At 74.6% G+C, this 18,821-nt stretch carries 19 protein-coding genes; 10 read left to right on the top strand and 9 right to left on the bottom strand.

The features are described 5' to 3' along the window. Positions 1-92 precede the first annotated feature (92 nt). The 4 genes from ACIO5E_RS20680 (at position 93) to ACIO5E_RS20665 (ending at position 3,864) form a co-directional block, all read left to right on the top strand. The gene (locus tag ACIO5E_RS20680; RefSeq protein WP_400669766.1) at positions 93-1,145 is read left to right on the top strand and encodes an SCO1860 family LAETG-anchored protein; all 1,053 of its coding nucleotides are present in this window, start codon (positions 93-95) and stop codon (positions 1,143-1,145) included. Positions 1,146-1,314: 169 nt separating this feature from the next. Further along, complete coding sequence (gene glnII, locus ACIO5E_RS20675) at positions 1,315-2,337, top strand: glutamine synthetase (RefSeq protein WP_280678147.1); 1,023 nt, start codon at positions 1,315-1,317, stop codon at positions 2,335-2,337. Positions 2,338-2,521: 184 nt separating this feature from the next. Beyond that, entirely contained in the window at positions 2,522-3,052 is a 531-nt protein-coding gene (locus ACIO5E_RS20670) for a hypothetical protein (RefSeq protein ID WP_400669763.1), read from the top strand. Continuing rightward, positions 3,049-3,864 carry an MOSC domain-containing protein gene (locus tag ACIO5E_RS20665; protein WP_400669760.1) on the top strand — a complete coding sequence of 272 codons (816 nt, stop codon included), beginning with the start codon at positions 3,049-3,051 and terminating at the stop codon, positions 3,862-3,864. The genes ACIO5E_RS20670 and ACIO5E_RS20665 overlap by 4 nt, the downstream gene beginning before the upstream one ends. 33 nt (positions 3,865-3,897) lie before the next feature. On the opposite strand, the gene cobC is transcribed toward ACIO5E_RS20665, so the two are convergent. Together cobC and ACIO5E_RS20655 are read right to left on the bottom strand one after the other, a co-directional pair. Continuing rightward, on the bottom strand, positions 3,898-4,944 hold the full coding sequence (gene cobC, locus ACIO5E_RS20660) for an Rv2231c family pyridoxal phosphate-dependent protein CobC (RefSeq protein ID WP_400669758.1): 1,047 nt from the start codon (positions 4,942-4,944) through the stop codon (positions 3,898-3,900). Continuing rightward, positions 4,941-6,275 (bottom strand): cobalamin biosynthesis protein, encoded by a 1,335-nt coding sequence (locus tag ACIO5E_RS20655; RefSeq protein ID WP_400669755.1) that lies wholly within the window; start codon positions 6,273-6,275, stop codon positions 4,941-4,943. The genes cobC and ACIO5E_RS20655 overlap by 4 nt, the downstream gene beginning before the upstream one ends. 235 nt (positions 6,276-6,510) lie before the next feature. Here ACIO5E_RS20655 and ACIO5E_RS20650 point away from each other — a divergent pair, with 235 nt between their 5' ends. From ACIO5E_RS20650 to ACIO5E_RS20635, 4 genes are all read left to right on the top strand, one after another. Then, a complete protein-coding gene (locus ACIO5E_RS20650) occupies positions 6,511-7,431 on the top strand; it encodes an alkaline phosphatase family protein (protein WP_400669752.1) in 921 nt (306 codons plus the stop codon). Positions 7,432-7,436: 5 nt separating this feature from the next. Continuing rightward, the gene (locus tag ACIO5E_RS20645; protein ID WP_400669750.1) at positions 7,437-8,780 is read left to right on the top strand and encodes an MFS transporter; all 1,344 of its coding nucleotides are present in this window, start codon (positions 7,437-7,439) and stop codon (positions 8,778-8,780) included. Then, positions 8,777-9,811, top strand: a complete 1,035-nt coding sequence (locus ACIO5E_RS20640; protein ID WP_400669747.1) for a TolB family protein — start codon at positions 8,777-8,779, stop codon at positions 9,809-9,811. The genes ACIO5E_RS20645 and ACIO5E_RS20640 overlap by 4 nt, the downstream gene beginning before the upstream one ends. A gap of 66 nt (positions 9,812-9,877) precedes the next feature. Then, a complete protein-coding gene (locus tag ACIO5E_RS20635; protein ID WP_400669745.1) occupies positions 9,878-10,684 on the top strand; it encodes a hypothetical protein in 807 nt (268 codons plus the stop codon). Positions 10,685-10,920: 236 nt separating this feature from the next. Here the strand turns inward: ACIO5E_RS20635 and ACIO5E_RS20630 are convergent, their stop codons facing one another. Both ACIO5E_RS20630 and ACIO5E_RS20625 read right to left on the bottom strand, forming a co-directional pair. Beyond that, complete coding sequence (locus ACIO5E_RS20630) at positions 10,921-11,217, bottom strand: DUF1330 domain-containing protein (RefSeq protein ID WP_400669742.1); 297 nt, start codon at positions 11,215-11,217, stop codon at positions 10,921-10,923. A gap of 20 nt (positions 11,218-11,237) precedes the next feature. Further along, positions 11,238-12,164 (bottom strand): EamA family transporter, encoded by a 927-nt coding sequence (locus ACIO5E_RS20625; RefSeq protein ID WP_400669740.1) that lies wholly within the window; start codon positions 12,162-12,164, stop codon positions 11,238-11,240. A 126-nt stretch (positions 12,165-12,290) separates the two neighbouring features. Between ACIO5E_RS20625 and ACIO5E_RS20620 the strand changes: the two genes are divergently transcribed. After that, entirely contained in the window at positions 12,291-12,803 is a 513-nt protein-coding gene (locus tag ACIO5E_RS20620) for a MarR family winged helix-turn-helix transcriptional regulator (protein ID WP_400669737.1), read from the top strand. Between the two features lie 388 nt (positions 12,804-13,191). Here ACIO5E_RS20620 and ACIO5E_RS20615 read toward each other — a convergent pair whose 3' ends face one another. The 3 genes from ACIO5E_RS20615 to ACIO5E_RS20605 all read right to left on the bottom strand — a co-directional run bounded on the left by ACIO5E_RS20615 (position 13,192) and on the right by ACIO5E_RS20605 (position 15,962). Further along, positions 13,192-13,755 carry an SDR family oxidoreductase gene (locus ACIO5E_RS20615; RefSeq protein ID WP_400669735.1) on the bottom strand — a complete coding sequence of 188 codons (564 nt, stop codon included), beginning with the start codon at positions 13,753-13,755 and terminating at the stop codon, positions 13,192-13,194. A 330-nt stretch (positions 13,756-14,085) separates the two neighbouring features. Next, complete coding sequence (locus ACIO5E_RS20610; RefSeq protein WP_400669732.1) at positions 14,086-14,742, bottom strand: class I SAM-dependent methyltransferase; 657 nt, start codon at positions 14,740-14,742, stop codon at positions 14,086-14,088. Positions 14,743-14,786: 44 nt separating this feature from the next. Further along, the gene (locus ACIO5E_RS20605; RefSeq protein WP_400669729.1) at positions 14,787-15,962 is read right to left on the bottom strand and encodes an FAD-dependent monooxygenase; all 1,176 of its coding nucleotides are present in this window, start codon (positions 15,960-15,962) and stop codon (positions 14,787-14,789) included. A 103-nt stretch (positions 15,963-16,065) separates the two neighbouring features. Here ACIO5E_RS20605 and ACIO5E_RS20600 point away from each other — a divergent pair, with 103 nt between their 5' ends. Then, positions 16,066-16,680 (top strand): TetR/AcrR family transcriptional regulator, encoded by a 615-nt coding sequence (locus ACIO5E_RS20600; RefSeq protein ID WP_400669728.1) that lies wholly within the window; start codon positions 16,066-16,068, stop codon positions 16,678-16,680. A 125-nt stretch (positions 16,681-16,805) separates the two neighbouring features. On the opposite strand, the gene ACIO5E_RS20595 is transcribed toward ACIO5E_RS20600, so the two are convergent. Both ACIO5E_RS20595 and cobO read right to left on the bottom strand, forming a co-directional pair. After that, positions 16,806-18,218 carry a cobyrinate a,c-diamide synthase gene (locus ACIO5E_RS20595; RefSeq protein WP_400669726.1) on the bottom strand — a complete coding sequence of 471 codons (1,413 nt, stop codon included), beginning with the start codon at positions 18,216-18,218 and terminating at the stop codon, positions 16,806-16,808. Positions 18,219-18,222: 4 nt separating this feature from the next. Further along, positions 18,223-18,819, bottom strand: coding sequence for a cob(I)yrinic acid a,c-diamide adenosyltransferase (cobO, locus tag ACIO5E_RS20590; protein WP_400669723.1), 597 nt, complete (start codon positions 18,817-18,819; stop codon positions 18,223-18,225). Between the last annotated feature and the right edge of the window lie 2 nt (positions 18,820-18,821).

Below are 18,821 nucleotides of genomic sequence, written 5' to 3'. Positions count from 1 at the left end.
GGCTCACCGTTCGGAGCGCCGGCCCCTCCCCGCCTGTCGCGGGTGACGTCCTGGGCGTGCTCCGGAGCAACAGCACCTGTGGGGGTACCGCCATGTCTTCCCGGCCTTCTCGCCGAATCGTTTCCGCCGCCGCCGTCGTCGCGGCCTGCACCCTGCTCACCGTTCCACCGGCCTACGCCGCCCCGGCGGCTCCGGGGGCCGCCCCGGCGCCCGCCGGATCCGGGGCGCCCGCCGGGACGCCCGCCGCGTCGCCCGGCAAGGCGCGCGCCGTCACCGCCGAACTCACCCTGGACGTCAGCCTGTTGAACAAGGCGGTGGACGTCCCGGTGAACATCGCGCTCAACAAGGTGGAGACGCCCGCGCAGCGCGACGGTTCGGTCCTCACCGCGAAGGTGGACGGCGTCGACCAGCAGGGCCCGGTCACCCTGGTCAAGGCCGACATCGGCAAGTCCGTGACCCACGCCGACGCCAAGGGCACCGCCGCCTCCGTCCAGCTGGTCAACGCCGACGTGCACGCCCCCGGCCTGCCCGCCACCACGCTGCTCGGCCTCGAGGCGATGAGCGCCGAGGCGACCTGCCCGGTCGACGGGCAGCCGACCGCCAACGTCGTCGCGCCCGCCAGGCTGACCGTGCTCGGCAAGCCCGTCACCATCGGCCTGTACGGGCCGACCAAGGTGGACGTGCCGCTGATCGGCAGCGTCTCCGTGGAGCTCTCCAAGAAGACCACCACCTCGACCACCGCCGCCGCCTCCGCGCTGGAGGTGCAGGTGGAGGTGAACCCGCTGAACCTGAACGTCGCCAAGGTCACCGGTACGATCACCGTCGCCTCGGTGAGCTGCGAGAAGCCCACCGCGCCGCCCACCACCCCGGCCACCGTCCCCGCCACGGACGCGCCCACCACCGCCTCCGCCGCCCAGCCGGTGGCCGACACCACCACCGACGCCGCCGCCCCGCCGGCCGCCACCGGGAAGCCCGGGAGCACCGGGAAGGCCGAGAGGCCGGCCCCGGCCGCCGGCCTCGCCGCCACCGGCGGCAGCAGCGCCACCGGCCCGCTGGCCGCCGGGGCCGCCGCCCTCGTCGCGGGCGGGGCCGGCGCGCTGTGGGCCACCCGGCGCCGCCGGGCCGCGCACGCCCGCCGGCACTGAGCCTCGGCACCCCGCGGTGCGGGAGTGCCGCCTCCGGCACTCCCGCACCGTGACCGTGCCAACGCGGACGGTTGGTTCACATGCGCGTTACACGAGAGGAACAACCGGGAAACGGCGGCTTGCGACGCTACGCGGGCACCCACCACCCAGCTATGCGAGGTACACCGCCGTGGCAATCAAGGCCGAGTACATCTGGATCGACGGCACCAAGCCGACCGCGAAGCTCCGTTCCAAGACTCGTGTCCTGGCCAACGCGGACAAGATCCCCACCTGGGGCTTCGACGGTTCCTCCACCAACCAGGCCGAGGGCCACGCCTCGGACCGCGTACTCGCGCCGGTCGCCACCTTCCCGGACCCGATCCGCGGCGGTGACAACATCCTCGTCCTGTGCGAGGTCAACGAGATCGACGGCACCCCGCACGAGTCCAACACCCGTGCGCTGCTGCGCCCGATCGCCGAGCAGTTCGCCGCTCAGGAGTCGATCTTCGGCATCGAGCAGGAGTACACCTTCTTCAAGGGCTCCCGCCCGCTCGGCTTCCCCGAGGGCGGCTTCCCGGCCCCGCAGGGCGGCTACTACTGCGGCGTCGGCGCCGAGGAGGTCTTCGGCCGCGAGATCGTCGAGCTGCACCTGGACCGCTGCATCGACGCCGGCCTGGCGATCTGCGGCATCAACGCCGAGGTCATGCCCGGCCAGTGGGAGTTCCAGATCGGCCCGGTCGACGCCCTGACCGTCTCCGACCACATGTGGGTCGCCCGCTACCTGCTCTACCGCACCGCCGAGGAGTTCGGCATCGACGCCACCCTCGACGCCAAGCCCGCCCGCGGCGACTGGAACGGTGCCGGCGCGCACACCAACTTCTCCACCAAGGCGATGCGCGAGAACTACGACGCGATCATCACCGCCTGCGAGTCGCTCGGCGCCTCGCAGGAGAAGGTCCTGGAGCACGTCACCCAGTACGGCGCCGACATCGAGTCCCGCCTGACCGGCAAGCACGAGACCGCCCCGTGGAACGTCTACAGCTACGGCGTCTCCAACCGCGGCGCCTCGGTGCGCATCCCGTGGCAGGTCGAGGTGGACCAGAAGGGCTACATCGAGGACCGCCGCCCGAACGCCAACGTCGACCCCTACGTGGTGACCCGCCTCCTGGTCAACACCTGCTGCTCCGCCCTGGAGAAGGCCGGCCTCGTCTGAGCCGCCCTCCCCTGAGCACCCCGCCGGGCCTCCCCTCCACGCGAGGGGAGGCCCGGCGGCCGTTCCGTCGTTCCGCGGCCGGCACCTCGGCCAGACGCTCGCCGAGATCCCGTCGTCGGTCCGGTCATTGATCCCGTGGTCAATTCGGTGGTCAATCCGCCGGGGCGGCCGGAGAATTCGGGGTATGACGCTGCCCCTGCTCCTCCTCGACGTGGACGGACCGCTCAACCCCTACGCCGCGCCGAAGACGCGCCGGCCGGACGGCTACGACACGTACCGCATGCTCCCGACCTGGTGGGCGGACCGGCAGGCGCACCGCTCGGACACGCGGGCGAAGCCGCTGCGGGTGTGGCTGAACCCGGCACACGGGCCGGAACTGCTCGCGCTGCCCTACGAACTGGTGTGGGCGACCACCTGGATGGCCGACGCGAACACCCACATCGGCCCGCACATCGGCCTGCCCGAGCTCCCGTACATCCGCTGGACGGCCCTCTTCGGGGCGGACCCGGACGGCCTGCACTGGAAGACCCGGGACGTGGTGGCCTGGGCGGACGGCCGCCCGTTCGTCTGGGTGGACGACGAACTCGGCCCGCAGGACGACGAGTGGATCGCCGCCCACCACCCCGGCCCGGCGCTCGCCCTGCACATCAACCCCCGACTCGGCCTGCGCGAGGGCGACTTCGCGACCCTGCGCGAGTGGGCGGCCGCGGCATGAGGCTCGGGACGGTCGAACGGCTGCGGCGCTACCCGGTGAAGTCGCTGCTGGGGGAGGAGCTGGCGGCGGCCGAGGTGGACGTGCGCGGCGTGGACCGGGACCGCGCCCGCGCCCTGCTCGACCTCGGCACCGGCAGGATCGCCAGTGCCAAGAACCCGCGCCGGTGGGCCGGCCTGCTGGGCTACACGGCGGTGGCGGCGACGGTCACCGGCACCGCGACGACGGGCGACGGCGTGGCGATCACCGGGCCGGACGGACGGCAGGTGGACGAGGCGGAACTGTCCGAGGCGCTCGGCCGCAAGGTCGTCCTGGTCGCGGAGCGCCCGCCCGGGGCGACGATCGAGCGGGCCGTCCCGGAAGAGGTGCTGGCGCACGGTATCGAGGCCGAAGTCGAGGTCACCGTCAACGAGTTGGGGCGGGAGGCGCCGGCCGGCGGGTTCTTCGACTTCGCCCCGCTGCACCTGATCACCACCTCCACGCTGGCCGCGACCGGCGCCGAGGCGGAGCGCTACCGCCCCAACCTGGTGATCCGCACCGAGGGCGACGGGTACGTCGAGAACGCCTGGGTGGGGCGGGAGTTGGCCATCGGGCCGGCACTGCGGCTGCGCGTCGTGGTGCCCACCCCGCGCTGCGCCGTGCCCACCCTGCGGCACGGTCCGCTGCCCCGGAGCACGTCCGCCCTGCGCGGACCGGCCGAGCACAACCGGCTGGTCCCGCTGGAGGGCATGCCCGCGCTGCCCTGCGCGGGCGTGTACGCGCAGGTGCTGGCGCCCGGCCGGATCGCGGTGGGGGACGAGGTCAGGCTCGGCTGAGCAGCCACCGGGGGGCCAGCGGGCAACGGGCGGTCAGGCCGAGCCGAGGACCGCCGCGAGGGCGTCCAGGAAGCGGTCCGTGGTCGCCTCGTCCCGGACGGCGATCCGCAGCCACTCCTCGCCCAGCCCGGGGAAGGTGTCCCCGCGCCGCACGGCGAAGCCTCGCCCGCGCAGCCGCTCCCGGACGACCGCCGCGCCCGGCAGCCGTACCAGGACGAAGGAGGCGGCCGGCTCGCCGTACACCCGCACCGACGGGAATCCGGCCAGCCCCTTCAGCAGGTGCTCACGCCAGAGCGCCAGTTCGGCGGCCGCCTGCTCGGCCTCGGCGAGCGCGGCCGGTGCGCTGCACGCCTCGGCGGCGGCCAACGCGGGGGTGGAGACCGGCCACAGCGGCTGCGCGGCGCCGAGCGCGGCGATCAGCGGCGCCGGCCCGAGCACGTAGCCGATCCGCAGTCCGGCCAGGCCCCAGGTCTTGGTGAGGCTGCGCAGGACGACGACCTGGCCGGGCAGGTCCCGGATCGGGGCGAGGGACTCGCGTTCGCCGGGCACGGTGTCCATGAACGCCTCGTCGACCACCAGGGTGCGCCCGGGGCGGGCGAGTGCGGCGACGGCGTCGGCGGGGTGCAGGACGGAGGTCGGGTTGGTCGGGTTCCCGAGGACGACCAGGTCGGCCTCCTCCGGGACGGACCCCAGCCGGAACCCGTCGTCGGGGGAGAGCAGCACCCGGTGCACCTGGTGCCCGGCGTCCCGCAGCGCCGCCTCGGGCTCGGTGAACTGCGGGTGCACCACGACGATGTGACGAGCCGTCACGACGCGCGCGAGCAGGACGAAGGCCTCCGCCGCCCCCGAGGTGAGCAGCACCTCGGCGGCGGGCCGCCGGTGCCGGGCGGCCACGGCGGCGCGGGCGGCGCCCTGGTCGGGGTAGGCGGCGAGGTCGCCGAGGGTGGCCGCGAGCCGTTCGCGCAGCCAGGCCGGGGGAGTGCCGGTGCGGACGTTGACGGCGAGGTCGACCAGGCCGGACCCGTCGGCGCGCACCTCGGCGTCGCCGTGGTGGCGAAGGTCGGGTTCGGGGGCGGTCACGCGGGGTCTCCTTGCGGGTGGGCGGGCAGGCCGGGGACGCGGTGGACGTCGTACGGGCCGGGCGGCACGGTCGGTGCGGCGCCGTCGCCGAGGGCGACCAGCGCGACGGCGTGCCCGTGCGCGGCCAGGGTGAGGGCCGCCTCGGTGCAGTCGTCCGTCGCGATCCGCCGGGTCCCGGGCCGGAGCAGTCCGGCGACCGCCTCGACCGCGCCCGGCGTGCCCACGACCGCCGAGGCGCGCCGCAGTTCCGCCAGCGCGCGGGGCACCAGCAGATCCTGCTCGCCGGGCCCGAGCCCTAGGACGGCGAGCCGCCCGCGCGGCGCGGTGCGGGCGATCGCGACCGTGGCCGCGGCCGACTTCCGCTTGGTGACGACGAGTTCGCCGCCGGGCGCGCTCGCCAGGGCGGCCGCCTCGGCGACGCTCGGCGTGCCCACGGCCGCGCCGACCAGCTCCGACGGGGTCGGCACCGGCACCGCGGCCAGGGCCGCCGCCGGGTGCTCGTCCACCGGCACCCCGCCGAGGCAGAAGGCGGCCCAGCGCACCGCCGGGTGGTCCGCCTTGCCGGCCACGGTGGCCAACCGGGCCACCGACGACCGGGCCAGGCCGCCCTCCTCCAGCGTGTCCACGAGCAGCCGCATCAGCTCGCTCTGCTCGGCGCCGCCGCCCGCGCCGACCCCGACGACCAGGGTGCGGGGGTGGACCAGGAGCACGTCCTCGTCGGGGTAGCTGCGGTCGGTGACCCGCACCACGGGGGCGTCGGCGGGCGCGTCGGGACGGACCGAGGGCGGCAGGGCGGGCAGCGGGTACGCCAGGTCGTTCTCCAGCCGGACCGGCCGGCCCTCGGCGACCGCTTGCGAGGCCGCCGCCCCGCGCGGGCCGCGGGTGGCGGTGGAGGCAAGCCCGTCGAGGTGCCCGGCCAGGGTCGGCGTCAGGGTCGGCGCCAGAGCCCGGCCCGGGGCCTCGGCGGGCGGCGGGCCGCCGGTCAGGACCGCCCGGACGCCGAGCAGGGCGGCCAGTTCCTCGGCCAGCTCCTCGGCGCCGCTGCCGCGGTCGGTCAGCGGCACGGCGTAGCGAAGGCCCAGGTCCAGGCTGACCAGCCCGGGCCGGCGCGAGCCCTGGTGCGAAGCGTCGGAGAACAGCCGCACGGTGGTCGCGACGGACGCGAGGCAGACCACCAGGTCGTGTCGGTCGAGGGCGTGGTCCAGGGCCTCGGTCGGGCCGAAGCAGGAGGAGACGGAGGCCTTGTAGACGTGGGTGGTGTCGGGCCAGGCGGTGTGGATCTCCTCGGCCAGCAGGCGGCCCGCCCCGTTGAGGGCGACCAGTCCGATCACGTCCCGCTCCTTCGCCACGAGCCCCCACGAGCACCCACGAGCACCCGTGGTCACAAGCCCCCGTGATCCCACCACGCCCGGCCGGAACGGGTCAATCGGGGCGGTTGTGACGCGCATCGCCGGTGGGCGGCAGCTGTTCGTCTGTTCTTCATTCTTCTTGTGCGGTACACGACACCGGCGCGATCCTACTGTTCTGGGCGCTCCATCCAGGCAGCCCCGACGCACGGAGGACCCGATGGCCTTCGCACGACTCCGCACCCTCGGAACCACCAGCCCCCGCCGCCCGCTCCGCCGCCCCCTCACCGCCCTCGCCGCCGGACTCGGTCTCGTCGGCGGCTCGCTCGGCCTGTGGGCCGCCGGCGGCAGCGCGGCCGCCGACACCGCCGCCGGGCTGCCCTCGCCCGACCACGTGATCGTCGTGGTCATGGAGAACCACGCCTACTCGCAGGTCATCGACAGCTCCAGCGCGCCGTACACCAACAACACGCTGGTCGCCGGCGGTGCGACGCTGACCCAGTCCTTCGCGCTCACCCACCCCAGCCAGCCCAACTACTACATGCTGTTCTCGGGCAGCGCGCAGGGCGTCACCGACGACAGCTGCGTCGACGTCGGCGCCCTCCAGCAGCCCAACCTGGGCTCCGAGCTGCTCGCCGCCGGCCAGACCTGGGCCAGCTACAACGAGGGCCTGCCCTCCCAGGGCGCCACCGACTGCCGTGTCGACAACTACGCGCAGAAGCACAACCCGTGGTTCGGCTTCGGCAACGTGCCCGCCTCCAGCGCCTACGGCATGGACGCCTTCCCGACCGACTACACGACCCTGCCCAAGGTCTCCTTCGTCGTGCCGGACCTCTGCAACGACATGCACGACTGTTCCGTCGGCACCGGCGACACCTGGCTCCAGACCAACCTCGCCGCCTACGCGGACTGGGCCAAGAGCCACAACAGCCTGCTCGTGGTCACCTTCGACGAGGACAACCGCCTCGCCGGCAACCGCATCCCGACCCTCGTCTACGGCGCCCACGTCACCCCCGGCAGCAGCACCGGCACCCGCTACAACCACTACAACGTGCTGCGCACCCTGGAGGACCTCGCCGGGCTGAGCACCCACGCGGGCAACGCCGCCAACGCCGCCGACATCGCCGGCATCTGGAACTGACGCCCGTGTACGTCGCGGATTCCCGCAGTTCCAAGGCCCCCGCCGCCCCGGCCCCCGCATCCGGCGGGCCGGGGCGGCGGGGGGCCCTGCGCGCCGTACCCGGGACGGTGCTAGCCCTCGGTACCGTCAGCCTGGTCACCGACGTCTCCTCCGAGATGGTCAGCGCCGTGCTGCCGCTCTACCTGCTCACCGGGCTGGGCCTCTCCCCGCTCGGCTTCGGCCTGCTGGACGGCATCCAGAACGGCTTCAGCGCGCTCGTCCGCCTCGCCGGCGGCCACCTCGCCGACCGCCGCGGCCGGGACGGCGCCGCCCGCCACAAGGCCGTCGCGGCCGTCGGCTACGGCCTGTCCGCGCTCTGCAAGCCGCTGCTGCTGCTCGTCCACACCGTGCCGCTGATCGGCGCCGTCATCGCCGTCGACCGCACCGGCAAGGGCCTGCGCACCGCGCCCCGGGACGCGATGATCTCGCTCTCCACCGAACCCGCCCACCGCGGACGGGCGTTCGGCGTGCACCGGGCGATGGACACGGCCGGCGCCCTGCTCGGCCCGCTGACCGCCTTCCTGGTCCTGCGCCTCGCCGGCGGGCCGCTGCTCGCGGACGGCGGCGAACGGCACGGCTACGACGCGGTGTTCACGGTCAGCGCGTGCGTCGCCGCGCTCGGCGTGCTGATCCTGCTGCTGTTCGTGCCGAATCGACAGACAGCTGACGATCCGTCAGCGGCGGCCCCCTCGCTGCGGGACAGCCTCACCCTGCTGCGGCTTCCCGGGCTGCGGCGGCTCGCGCTCTGCGCCGTCCTGCTCGGACTCACCACCGTCAGCGACTCCTTCCTCTACCTGCTCATCCAGCGCCGGCTCGGCCTCGGCACCAGCCTCTTCCCGCTGCTGCCGCTCGGCACCGCCGCCGCCTTCCTGCTGCTCGCCGTCCCGCTCGGCGCACTCGCCGACCGGATCGGCCGCCGCCGGCTCTTCCTCGCCGGGCACGCGGTCCTGCTGCTCGCGTACGGGCTGCTGCTCTCGCCGGTCAACGGCGTGCCCGCGGTCGTCTGCGTCCTGCTGCTGCACGGCGCGTTCTACGCGGCCACCGACGGCGTGCTCGCCGCGGCCGCGGCCGACGCCGTCCCGGCCGAGCAGCGCGGCGCCGGGCTCGCCCTGGTCGGCACCGGGCAGGCGCTCGCCCGGTTCGCCTGCTCGCTGCTGTTCGGTGCGCTGTGGAGCGCGGTCGGCGGCACCGGCGCGCTGGGCTGGTCGGCGGGGGCGCTCGCGCTGTGCGTGCTCGGCGCGGCCGCCGTCCTGCGTGAACCCGCCGCCCCGCGCGAACCCGCCGCCACCGCCTCCGAGGAGCCCTCGTGAACCGACTCCAGAACCGGACCAGGGTGATCGTGCTGCTGGTCGCCGTGCTGCTGCTCGGCGCCGTCGGCACCGGGGCCGTCCTCTACGCGGCCGACCGCACCGCCCAGCGCGACCAGGCCCAGCCCGGCGGCCCCGCCGTCGGCGAAGGCGCCGTCACCCTGCAAGGACCCTCCGGTGGGCGGGAGTTGGTGTTCCGCAACATGGCCTGGGGCCCGCACCGCGACGAGCTCACCGCCGTCCCCGCCGACCGGCCCGACGGCCCGCGCACCGCCTCCGGCGTCCAGTGCCTGCGCTTCTACGCCGCCGCCGGCACCGGTATCTGCCTCCAGTCCCAGCACGGCGCCCTGGAGGACACCTACCGCGCCGTGGTCCTCGACGACCACCTGCGCGAGCGGCGCTCCTTCCCGGCCGCCGGCATCCCCACCCGCTCCCGGGTCTCCCCGTCCGGGCACCTCGCCGCCTGGACGGTCTTCGTCAGCGGCGACTCCTACGCGGGCACCGACTTCTCCACCCGCACCTCGATCGTCGACGTCCGCGACTGGAACCTCCGGGACAACCTGGAGACCTTCGACGTGATCAAGGACGGCCACCCGTACCAGGCCCACGACATCAACATCTGGGGCGTCACCTTCGCCGACGACAACGCCTTCTACGCCACCCTCGCCACCGGCGGCCACACCTACCTCGTCCACGGCGACCTCGCCGCCCACAGCCTCACCACCCTGCACGAGAACGTCGAGTGCCCCTCGCTCTCCCCGGACGGCACCCGCATCGCGTACAAGAAGCGCGTCCCCGGCGCGTCGCCGGACGCGCCCTGGCGGCTGTACGTCCTCGACCTCGCCACCATGACCGAGACCGCCACCGCCGAGCAGCGCAACATCGACGACCAGGCCGTCTGGTCGGACACCGGCACGCTCCTCTACGCCATGCCCGGCGACTACGGCGCCGACCTGTGGACCGTCCCGGCCGACGGCGGCGGCGCTCCCCGGCGGGTCACCCAGGCTGCGGTGGCCCCCGCCTACCTGGGCTGAGGAACTCTGGGCTACGGTCCCTCGTCGAGCACAGTGACGTCCTGATCGAACGGGGGAACGAGAACCGTGGACGGCATTCCACCCGAGCGTACGGTCACCGACTCCTGGCCCGCCCTGCACGGCCGACCCGTCCTGCGGCGCACCGTCGCCGTCGGGCTGGTGCTCTGCGTGTCGGTCGCGGCCGCCCTGGTGGTGCGTGGGGTCAACTCGCTCACCGTCGGTGGCACCGGCCGCGAGACCGACCGCGACCGCGCCGAACGCCTCGCCGGCCTCCACCCCTCCCAGCACCCCGGCGCCGGCCGCTACTACGTCCCCGTCGGCGCCATCTACACCCGCGCCGCCGACGGCACCCCCATCGCCTACCTGCACTACCGCATCGCGGGCAAGGACGTCGGCCTCGGCGACTTCCTGCGCACCTACGACCTCCCCGCCCCCGGCGCCACCGCCCCCCTCCCGCCCGACCTCACCGCCGCCCTCGGCGGCGACGAACCGGCCGAGGCCCCCGAACTCCCCGAAGACCCCGAGCCCACGCCCGCTCCTCCTCCCACCTGGACCCCGACGCCGTCACCCACCCTCATCCCCACCGTCGACCCGGCACCCCCCGGTCTCCAGGCCGCCGACCCAGCCCCCGACCCGGACGCCGCCGACCAGGACCCCGACCCCGCCGACGACACCCCCGAGCCCACGCCCACCGTCGTCCCCGGCCTCGCCGCCGCCCCGCTCCCGACCGAGACCCTGACCCCCGGTCCGAGGACGACCCCGACCCCGACCGCGCCCCCCACCCACGCCCCCACCGCCCGCCGCATCTACGTCGCCACCATCCCCGGCGGCCCCCCGGGCGCCGCCGACATCTACATCCGCGCCACCGGCTGACCGCGCCACCGGCAGCTCGGGACACGCCCCGATCGCTCGGGCAGGCTGGCGGTCGGCCACCCGCCTGGGGGCCTCACGCGCCACGCCCCGGGAGTCGAACAGGTGTGGCCGGGAGCGCAGTTGGCCGGGAATCGCCGGGCGCACGGGAGTCGGGGACCTCCGGCGGACCGGCCGGCCGCCGACGTGCCTCGGCCCCGCCGGTGGTGCCTGGCGGGGCCTTGGTGGTTTGCGGCGGGTCAGGCCGGCAGGCCGGGGACGGCGGCGATGGTGACGGGGTGACCCATGGTGGCGGTACGCCATGCGGCGAGGGCCTGGTAGGCGGGGGAGTCGTACCAGCCGCGGGCGTCGGCCTCGGTGGGGAATTCGAGGATGGCGGTCTTGGTGTAGGTGGTGTCGCCCTCCAGGCGGGCCGGGGCGTCGAAGGCGAGCAGGCGGCCCTGGTGGGGCTCCATGGTGGCGCCGACGTTGGCGAGGTAGTGGCCCAGGTCGGCGTCGGGGGTGCTGTCGGTGCGGGTGATGACGATGTAGTGCATGGTGTGACTCCTTGTGCCGGTCAGCGGGTGACGGGGGTGACGGGGGTGGCGGGGGCGACAGGGGTGAGCGGGGGTGCGGCGGGTTTGGGCTGCCGGGCGGGGGCCTGGCCCGCGAACATGGCGCCCAGGGCCAGCAGCAGGCCGAGAAGTTGCCATCCGGTGAGGGTCTGGCCGAGGACGACGAGGCCGCCCGCGGTCGCTACGACCGGGTTGATCAGTCCGAGGAACGAGGCGGGGCCGGCGCCGAGGCGTTCGATGCCGCGGAACCAGAGGACGTACCCGAGCGCGGTGCTGAACAGTCCGAGATAGGCGAAGCCGGCCAGGTTGGTGGCGCTCAGGGCCGGCGGTGCGCCCTCGACGAAGCCGGCGAGCGGGACCAGGAGAACGGAGCCGGCGAGGAGCTGCCAGGCCGTCAGGTCGAGCAGGGTGGCACCCTCGGGCCGCCCCCAGCGTCGGGTGAGGACGGTGCCCACGGCCATCAGCGCGATCGCGGTGACCATCGCGGCGATCCCCACGCCGTCCAGCCGGGCGCCGCTCTTGAGGACCAGGAGGGCGACCCCGCCGACCCCGACCAGACCCGCGAGCAGTGCCCGCCGCCCGGGCCGGGCGCCGAGCACGCCGATCGAGAGCCCGGCGACGAGCAGGGGCTGGATCGCCCCGATGGTGGCTGCGACGCCGCCGGGCAGGCGGTAGGCGCCGACGAAGGTCAGTGGGAAGAACAGCCCGATGTTGAGCATCCCGAGCACCGCCGCGCGCCCCCACCAGCGGCCTCTGGGCAGCTTGCGGCCGATCAGCAGCAGGAGCAGCCCCGCCGGGAGCGCCCGCAGTGCGGCGAGCAGGAGTGGACGGCCTTCGGGCAGCAGCTGCGTGGTGACCAGGTAGGTGGTGCCCCAGGCCGCCGGAGCCAGCGCCGCCGTGACGGCGATCCCTGCGCGCTTCCCCTCCATGACATCCCCCTCAACGTTGATTATCTGAACGTTGAGATAAGTTCTACGCCCCGAGATGAGCGAACGTCAAGTATGTGAATGTTAAGATAGTTGCCGTCAGTCCAGGGCGGTGAAAGGTGGAGGACCATGCAGCAGCGCGACACCGTCGACGACATCGTCGAGCAGTGGACCAGGACCCGCCCTGACCTGAATCTGGAGGTCATCGGCCTGATCGGCCGGATGCGACGCCTCAACGTCCGAGTCGACAACGCCCTGCGCGAGTACTTCGTCTCCTGCGGCCTGGACTCCTCCGAGTTCGACGTCCTGGCGACCCTCCGCCGCGCCGGCGAGCCCTACGAGCTCAATGCCCGCGCCCTCCTCAAGGCCGCCATGGTCACCTCGGGCGCCATCACCAACCGCGTCGACCGCCTGTCCGCCAAGGGCCTCGTCGAACGCAACCCCTGCCCGAACGACCGCCGCGCCGTTCTGGTCCGCCTCACTCCGGCCGGCAAGGACCTGATCGACGCCGCCCTCGCCGGCCACGTCCGGAACGAGGAACGCCTGCTCGCCGTCCTCGACGGCGACGAGCGCGCCCAACTGGACGCCCTGCTCCGGAAGCTCCTCATCGCTCACGGAGACACCGAGTCCCTGTTCGGCTAGTCCTCGTCCGGTGGGGTGGCGCGTGGCGTAGGCACGTACACGGGTTGCGTGACGGCCCCGACCTGCGAGGACGTTATGTTGATCTTCGTGTGTCACTGGCGTGACCGACCGAGCGGCCACGGACACCACCCCTTGCGTCCGGTGAGCCACCGTCGGCAACGCAGGTCAACGGCATTGCGGCTGGCCCTGCACCGGGTGGACGAATCCGGCCTCGCGGACGTCGTGGCCCCGGACGACCACCTCCGCATCGGCGACGCCTTCGCGTTCCGCGCGTGGGGTGCGATGCCTCCCGTCCCGGCCTCGAACTGCGCGTCAACGCCCCCAGGGCCTGGCCGTCCGGTGCCCGCGATCGCCCCGGCGGTGGGGCACACTCGCGGGCGCCGGGGACTCAGTGGTCCGGGAGGGTGTAAGCGGCGCGGATGCCGCCGTAGACGGGGAGTTCGGAGGCGGTCAGGTAGCCCGAATCCGGGCCGGCGAGGTAGGCGGCCGCGGCCGCGATCTCGTCGAGGGTGGCGAAGCGGCCCATCGGGATGTGGGCGAAGCGCCGTCGGGTCTCCTCTTCCCCCATCCGATCGAACATGGCACGGGTCTCCGGGGCTTCGACCGGGCCCAGAGCCAGGGTGTTCACGCGGATGCCACGCCGTGCGAGATGCGTGCCCAGGTCGCGCCCGAGCTGGGTCACCGCGGCCTTGGCCGCGGAGAAGGCCATCTGGGCGGTCGCGGCGCCCATGCCCGCGAGGAAGGAGCCGGTCAGCACGACCGAGCCGCCGGGGTTCATCACCGGCACCCCGTAGCGGCAGCTGAGCACCGCAGGGGTGAGGACGGCCTGGAAGACCCGTTCCCAGACCTCGTGGGTCGTCTCCAACAGGCCGTGGTCCTCGCGATCCATGGGGCCGGCGATGACGCAGATCCGCCCGCTCAGCCGCCCCTGGTCCTCGCTGTTCCCGCCCACGGCCGCCCCTCTCGTCGTGCCCGCTCAATGCCGCCGGTTCCCGTCCCGACAGTCCCTGCCCGCGATGGGCTCGGCGGATCCTCTCGGACAGCACCTCACGCGACCTGTTCACCGGCAGTCTCCCTGCCCCGGACCGTGATCAACAAGCGCAGCGTGACGGTCGAACGGCCCACACCACCCGATGACTCCGAAAGCGGCATCTCACACACCAGCACATCAAGTGGCTCCCAACCACCCCGAAAAACTCGATCCACACCCGCCTCCGCTGCGCCACCTGCCACCGCAGGGACCCGCTGGCCGGCACCTTCGGCAACGGCACGCCGTGCCGGGTCAGAGCCGGGCGATCAGCGCGTAGCGTTCGTCGTCCACCGGGCCGCCCCACAGGTCGGTGTCCCCGTCGAGCGGTTCGACGCGCAGCCCGGCCACCAGGGGCCGTAGCGCGGCGGCGAGTTCGCCGGCGCCGACGCCGCCGTTCCACGGCAGGTGGTCCGCCCCGGCCACGTACGGTGTCGAGGCCTGTCCGGCTTCGCGCCACCGGCCTTCGACCAGGACGAGTCGGCCGCCGGGGCGGAGCAGCTTCACCCAGGTGCGCAGTGCGGCTTCGGGGTCGGGGAGCGTCCAGAGCAGGTGGCGCGACAGCAGGACGTCGAAGGTGTCGGCGCCGAGCGGGGGCGCCGAAGCGTCGCCCTCCAGGAACCGGCCCGACAGGCCGGCCGCCGCCAGTTTGGCCCTCGCCCGTTCGACCATGCGCGGCGCCAGGTCCACGCCCGTCGGCCGGTGTCCGTCCGCCGCGAGCAGCAGGGACAGCGAGCCGGTGCCGCAGCCGACGTCGAGGACGTCGGCGGGGGCGGGCGGCAGCCAGGCGCGAAGCCGCCGGGCCCAGGCGGCGCGGGTCGGTGCACTCCGCAGTCCGTGGTCGGGTTCGTCGTCGAAGGACGGGGCGGCCGCGTCCCAGTAGTCGGCGATGGCGCGGGTGGGGTCGCTCATGGCGGGCATTGTCGCAACCCCCACTGACATCGGACCGGCGGTCCTCAGGCGGCGCCGCGCGGGGCCGGGGGCTGCCAGTCGTAGGTGGCGGCGGAGCGGCTGAGGAGGGCTCGGGTGGGGAGGAGACCGCCGAGGGCGAGGACGGTGTCGCGGAGGAGGGCGGCGGCGGGGGAGCGGACGGCGACGAGGGCGCCGATGCGGCGGGAGCCGGTGACGATGGCGGTGGTGCGGGGGAGGCGGGCGGCGGTGTAGCCGGGGAGGGTGGTGGCGGGGTCGTCGCCGGGGGACAGGGGGGAGGCGAGGACGACGGCGTCCTCGATGGCCTGGCAGGCGCCCTGGCCCTGGAAGGGTGACATGGCGTGGGCGGCGTCGCCGAGGAGGGCGACCCGGCCGTGGTGGTAGGCGGGCAGGGGGTCGGCGAGGTCCCAGACGTCGTGGCGCAGGATGCGCTCGGGGTCGGCGAGGGCGAGTAACTGGGGCACGGGCGCGCACCAGTCGCCGTACCGGCGCAGGAGTTCGGCGTGCTCGCTGGCGGCCCGCTCGCCGGCCGGGGCGAGCGCGGCGCCGTACACGTAGACGCGGCCGTCGGCGAGCGGGACGACTCCGGCGAGCCGCCCGCGCCCCCAGACCTCGCCGACGGCTGCCGGGGGCCGGGCGGGGGTGACCATGGTGCGCCAGGTGGTGAATCCGCTGTAGCGGGGGCCGGGGTGCCGGGGAAAGAGGGCGCCGCGGGTCGCGGAGCGGATGCCGTCGGCGCCGACGACGAGCGCGGCGGGCTGTTCCCCGTCGGCGGTGCGGACGACGGCGGGGGAGCCGGTGTCCCCGGGCCGAACGAGTTCGGCGGGGGAGCCGGTGCGGACGGTGCCGGCCGGGAGGGCGTCGACGAGGGCCGCGATGACGTCGGCGCGGGCGACGGCGGCGACGGTGTCGCCGAAGTAGGCCTCGACGGCGGAACTGCTGGTGCGGGCGAGCCAGCGGCCGGAGGGGCGGCGCAGGCCGAGGGCGGGGTACGGGGTCGCGAGGGCGCGCAGGCGGTCGCCGACGCCGAGCCGGTCGAGGGCGCGAAGGGCGTTGGGGGCGAGGGCGAGGCCGGCGCCGACGGGTTCGAGGGAGGCGGCGCGTTCGTGGACGGTCACCGGGACGCCCTGCCGGTGGAGGGCGAGCGCGGCGGTGAGTCCGCCGATGCCGCCGCCGATGACGATCGCCTGGCGCTTGCCCATGGGACTCCTCTCATCGCACTACGTCTGTAGTTGCCATAGCCTCCACCGTACTACACATGTAGTGAGTTGGGGTCGGCCGGGGAGAACGGTCATGATCGGACGCATGACAGCCCCGCGCCCGACCTTGATCGCCGACGCCGCCATCGCCCTGATCGCCGAACGCGGCCTGCGCGGGCTGACCCACCGTGCGGTCGACGAGGCGGCCGGCCTGCCCGCCGGCTCGACCTCCAACCTCGCCCGGACCAGGGCGGCCCTGCTCGAACTCGCGCTCACCCGGATCGTCGAGGTGGAGACCGGCGATTACCTGGGCGCCGGCGGTGGGCCCGGCGCCGGCGAGCCCCTGGCCGATGAGCCCCTCGCCGGCGCGCCGTCCCGGGAGTTGCTCGTCCGGACCGGCGCCGACGCGCTGCACCAGGCGCTCACCGTGGGGCGCACGCTCACCCTGGCCCGCCTCGAACTCGCCCTGGAGGCCGCCCGGCGGCCCGAACTGCGCGCCGTCTACGACCGGTTCGGCGCGCGCTTCCACGACCACGCGGCCGTGCTGCTGGCCCGCTCCGGATCCTCCGACCCGGCCGGTGACGCCCGCCGGTTGATCCGCTGGTGCGACGGGGTGCTGTTCAACGCGACGGCCGGCAGTGGCCACCGCCAGGAGCTCACCCTGGACGCGCTGCGCGGCGAGGTGGCCCGCTACGTCGCCGCGCTGCTCGACCGGGAGTGACCGCTGCCGGGTGACCGCGGGTGGCGGGCGATGCCCGGGGCCGAGTCCCGCGTCCCAGGGCCTGTCTGACACTTCCCGCCGCGCGCGCGAGGTGTCAGACAAGCCCGAGTCGCCGTCGAGGCCGATCAGGTCGCCGCAGCCGCCCGGTGAGCGGCCGCCGCGGAGGCGAAGGAGGTGGCCAGCGACGGCGTTCCGGCCCAGTGCAGGTGCAGGTACGAGGCGTGGACGGAGCCGTCCGCGAAGCCCTCGGTGCGCGGCCCGGCGGGCAGCCGCCAGCCCCAGGCGGGGGACTCGCCCGCGCCCGGTTCGCAGACCGTCCGGTGGAACTCGTGGCCGCGCAGCCGGGTGCCGGCCCGGGCGAGCGGGGAGTCGTGCAGGGCGACGGCCTCCCGGTAGCCGAGGGTCAGGCGCTCGGTCATCCGGGCGCCGGTGTCCAGCACGCCGCACATCGGCAGACCGTCCAACTCCCGCCCCAGGTAGAGCAGTCCGGCGCACTCGGCGGCGATCGGGCCGCCGTCGGCGGCGAACGCCGCGATGGCCCCGCGCAGGGCCGCGTTGCCGCTCAACTCCCGGACGTACAGCTCGGGGAAGCCGCCGCCGATCACCAGGCCGGCCGTGCCCTCCGGCAGGGCCGAGGCGTGCAGCGGGTCGAACGGGACCACCTCCGCGCCCGCGGCGGTGAGCAGTTCGGCGTTCTCGGCGTACGAGAAGGAGAAGGCGGCGCCGCCCGCGACCGCGATCCGCGGGGTGCCGGCCACCGGGTCGACCTCGGCCGAGGCGTCCCACGGCTCGGCGTCCAGCTCCGGTGCCGTCCGGGCGAGTTCGAGCAGGGCGTCCAGGTCGACCGAGGCGGCGACGAGTTCGCCCATGTCGGCGACGGCCTTGAGGGCCTCCGCCGAGCGCTCCACGGCCGGGATCAGCCCGAGGTGGCGGGACGGCGTGGCGACCGCCGTCGAACGGCGCAGCGCCCCCAGGACGGGCACGCCCGAGCCCTCCTCCAGGGCCTCGCGCAGGAGGTGCTCGTGCCGGTCGGAGGCGACCCGGTTGAGGATCACCCCGGCCAGCCGCACCTCAGGGTCCCAGGAGGCGAAGCCGTGCACCAGCGCGGCCACCGACCGGGACTGCGAGGAGCCGTCCACGACCAGCACCACGGGCGCCTTCAGCAGCTTGGCGACGTGCGCCGTGGAGGCCAGCTCGCCGCGCCCGGACGCCCCGTCGAACAGGCCCATGACGCCCTCGACCACCGCGACGTCCGCCCCCGCCGCGCCGTGCAGGAACAGCGGGGCGATCCGCTCCGGCCCGCACAGGAAGGCGTCCAGGTTGCGGCCCGGGCGCCCGGCGGCGAGCGCGTGGTAGCCCGGGTCGATGTAGTCGGGGCCGACCTTGTGCGGCGACACCGCCAGCCCGCGCGCGGCGAGCGCCGCGATCAGGCCGGTGGCGACGGTGGTCTTGCCGGCGCCGGAGGAGGGCGCGGCGACGACGAGGCGGGGGACGGCGCTCGGACGGGGAACGGTGCTCAGGCGGGGAACGGTACTCAACGGCCTACCACTCGATACCGCGCTGGCCCTTGCGGCCGGCGTCCATGGGGTGCCTGACCTTGGTCATCTCGGTGACCAGGTCGGCGAACTCGGTCAGCGGCTCGGGGGCGTACCGGCCGGTGATGACGACGTGCTGGCTGCCCGGACGGTCCTTGAGCACCGCCAGCACCTCCTCGACGTCGATCCAGCCCCAGTGCATCGGGTAGGTGAACTCGTCGAGCACGTAGAAGCGGTAGGACTCGGCGGCCAGGTCGCGCTTGACCTGCTCCCAGCCCTCCTTGGCCGCCTCCTCGCTGCTCTCGATGTCGCGCTGCACCCAGGACCAGCCCTCGCCCATCTTGTGCCAGGTGACCGTCCCGCCCTCGCCGGAGGCGCCGAGCACGCGCAGCGCGTTCTCCTCGCCGACCTTCCACTTGGCGGACTTCACGAACTGGAACACCCCGATCGGCCAGCCCTGGTTCCAGGCCCGCAGCGCCATGCCGAACGCGGCGGTCGACTTGCCCTTGCCGGGGCCGGTGTGCACGGCGGTGATCGGCAGCGTACGGCGCTGGCGGGTCGTCAGGCCGTCGGCGGGGACGTTCTCGGGCACTCCCTTGGGCATGG

The sequence above is a fragment of the Kitasatospora sp. NPDC087314 genome (genome assembly GCF_044744365.1).
In the GTDB taxonomy this organism is placed as follows: Bacteria; Actinomycetota; Actinomycetes; order Streptomycetales; family Streptomycetaceae; genus Kitasatospora.
This window is presented reverse-complemented; position numbering and strand designations above follow the sequence as displayed.

Bases quoted from the DNA above. Each gene is read 5' to 3' on its own strand.
- ACIO5E_RS20680 (WP_400669766.1), top strand. From the start codon at position 93: ATGTCTTCCCGGCCTTCTCGCCGAATCGTTTCCGCCGCCGCCGTCGTC.
- ACIO5E_RS20670 (WP_400669763.1), top strand. From the start codon at position 2,522: ATGACGCTGCCCCTGCTCCTCCTCGACGTGGACGGACCGCTCAACCCC.
- ACIO5E_RS20665 (WP_400669760.1), top strand. From the start codon at position 3,049: ATGAGGCTCGGGACGGTCGAACGGCTGCGGCGCTACCCGGTGAAGTCG.
- ACIO5E_RS20650 (WP_400669752.1), top strand. From the start codon at position 6,511: ATGGCCTTCGCACGACTCCGCACCCTCGGAACCACCAGCCCCCGCCGC.
- ACIO5E_RS20630 (WP_400669742.1), bottom strand. From the start codon at position 11,217: ATGCACTACATCGTCATCACCCGCACCGACAGCACCCCCGACGCCGAC.
- ACIO5E_RS20625 (WP_400669740.1), bottom strand. From the start codon at position 12,164: ATGGAGGGGAAGCGCGCAGGGATCGCCGTCACGGCGGCGCTGGCTCCG.
- ACIO5E_RS20620 (WP_400669737.1), top strand. From the start codon at position 12,291: ATGCAGCAGCGCGACACCGTCGACGACATCGTCGAGCAGTGGACCAGG.
- ACIO5E_RS20610 (WP_400669732.1), bottom strand. From the start codon at position 14,742: ATGAGCGACCCCACCCGCGCCATCGCCGACTACTGGGACGCGGCCGCC.
- ACIO5E_RS20605 (WP_400669729.1), bottom strand. From the start codon at position 15,962: ATGGGCAAGCGCCAGGCGATCGTCATCGGCGGCGGCATCGGCGGACTC.
- ACIO5E_RS20600 (WP_400669728.1), top strand. From the start codon at position 16,066: ATGACAGCCCCGCGCCCGACCTTGATCGCCGACGCCGCCATCGCCCTG.
- cobO (WP_400669723.1), bottom strand. From the start codon at position 18,819: ATGCCCAAGGGAGTGCCCGAGAACGTCCCCGCCGACGGCCTGACGACC.